This is a genomic window from Vibrio sp. 03_296, assembly GCF_002265885.1.
The window spans coordinates 1-612 of record NZ_NPKW01000513.1 but is presented as its reverse complement, the minus strand read 5'-3'; the positions used below and the strand labels follow the sequence as shown (position 1 = coordinate 612).

Genomic DNA, 612 nt, shown 5'->3' with positions numbered 1-612 from the left:
CGCCGTGGGAGCAGTGGCTCACTGGCCAGTTTGAACAGTTGAGTTCAAATGGGCGGTGATGGCATCACTCATCAGCCCGTTTGGCCGCCATTACCCACAAGCGCAACAGCGCGTTTTGCGCAGCAGCAACAAGCCGTTGAGCATGTTCATCATGTCGTAACGGGTCATCGTAAGCGCCCGTTGTTGTTAACCGCTGACCGAGGCCGAGGCAAGAGCAGTGCGCTTGGTATTGCCAGCGGCCAACTGATGAAACACGAAAATGCGTATTTGCTCAACGCACCCACGCCCGCTGCAGTCGAACCGGTTTTCCACCATGCACAGAGCCAATTGGATGGCGTAGTGTGGCAACAGAGCAAAAGCAAGCTAGAGAGTGAGAATGCGGTTCTGGAATTTGTCGCCCCCGATGATTTGCTACAGCGCCTACCGAAATGCGATCTCTTGTTGATTGATGAAGTCGGCGGCCATTCCATTGCCGATGCTAAAACGAATGATGGAGCACTATCACCGCGTGGTGTTGTCATCGACCATTCATGGCTACGAAGGATGTGGCCGAGGTTTTACGGCCAAGTTTTACCTTGGTTGCAGAGTCAGCGACCAGGCATGAAACATCTT

The 612-nt window shown here is 53.6% G+C and carries 1 pseudogene; it reads left to right on the top strand.

The features are described from left to right. A pseudogene (locus CIK04_RS25820) lies at positions 1-612 on the top strand (tRNA(Met) cytidine acetyltransferase); the annotation flags it as partial.